Source organism: Mesorhizobium sp. M2A.F.Ca.ET.037.01.1.1, from assembly GCF_003998075.1.
GTDB lineage: Bacteria > Pseudomonadota > Alphaproteobacteria > Rhizobiales > Rhizobiaceae > Mesorhizobium.
This window is the reverse complement of sequence record NZ_RZSA01001325.1, coordinates 1-1,439: the sequence shown is the minus strand read 5'-3', so window position 1 is coordinate 1,439 and position 1,439 is coordinate 1. Positions and strand designations below refer to the sequence as shown.

General features: G+C 68.9%; 1 pseudogene. It reads left to right on the top strand.

From position 1 onward, the window contains the following. Window positions 1–1,439: pseudogene (locus EOA27_RS36395) on the top strand (kinesin); the annotation flags it as partial.

Genomic DNA, 1,439 nt, shown 5'->3' with positions numbered 1-1,439 from the left:
GCCGAAGCGCTGGCCGCCCGCGCCTCCGATCTCGGCCGCATCTTCGACGGCGCCGACCAGCAGCTCATGGCGCGCATCGCCGAGGGCTCGGAAGCGCTTTCCGCCCGCGCCGGCGAGATCGGCCGCATCTTCGACGACGCCGACAACCGCCTGGTGTCGCGCATCGCTTCGACCAGCTCGACGATCGGCGAGCATGCCGACACGATCGTCGGCGCCTTCGCCGCCACCGAGCAGCGTGTCGCCGACCGCGCCCGCCAGACCGGCCAGGAGCTCGCCGTGCATGCCCGCGAGATCGAGCAGGCGCTGTCCGGCGCCGACGAGCGGATTGCCGCGAGCGCCGCGGCTGCCGCCGCGCGCGTCGAGGACCAGGTCGCGAGCGTGGAAAACCGCCTCGCCTACACCGCCGAGACGATGGGCCAGAAGCTCAGCGAGCAGGTCTCCAGCGCCGAGGCTCAGCTGATCTCGCGCGCCAACGTCATCGCCGAGACCTTCACGGCGGTCGGCCAGCATATCGGCCAGAGCACCAACGAGGCCGCGCGCACGATCGGCGCCAACACCCGCGAGCTCAACACCATGCTCGCGGCGCGTTCGGCCGAGATGGCGAAGATCCTCGACGAGACGGCCAAGCCGCTGGTCGAGCGCTTCGCCCAGGGCGGCTCCGAACTGCAGCGCAGCATGGAAGAGGTTACCGAACGCGCGGCCGAGAAGCTGCGCAGCGAGAACACGAACCTCGTCAATGCTCTCGCCAGCCGCACGGCCGAAACGCTGTCGGCCGTCGAAGGCGCGCGTTCCTCGCTTGCCGACAGCGTGGCCGACCTCATTGGCCGCATGACGACCTCCAGCGCGCAGCTCGGCCAGCTTATCGAGCAGGCTGCCGTCAATCTCGGCCAGGTCGAGGAGCGGCTTTCCGGCAGCACGCAGAGCTTCGCCTCGACCACGGAGAAGGCCGCCCAGACCTTCGCCAGCTCGGCGCGTCTGGTCGATTCCAACACGACGCGGCTCACCGACCTGTCATCGGCGACGCTGCGCGAGGTGGCCGCGATCGCGACCAAGTTCGACGAGCACAGCCGGCTGCTTTCCAGCGCCTCGAACCTGCTCAGCTCCGCGCAAAGCAATCTCGAGCACACGCTGGAGCGCCAGTCCTCGCTGGAGGACCTCGCCGTCGGCCTGGTCAAGAAGTCGGAAGACCTCGAGAAGGTGATGCGTTCCTTCGAGAGCCTCGTCGGCCAGACGATGCAGACCGCCGAGGGCCGCACGATGGAATCGGCGGAGAAGATCCGCACCGCGATCGCCGAGGTCGTCGATTCGGCAACCCGTCGCTTTGCCGACGCGACCGAGGAGATGCGCCGCACCGCAGGCTCGATCAAGAGCGAGCTGGATCTCACCCGCGCCGAGCTGAAGAAGGGCGTCATCGAGATGCCGGTAGAGTCCCAGGAATC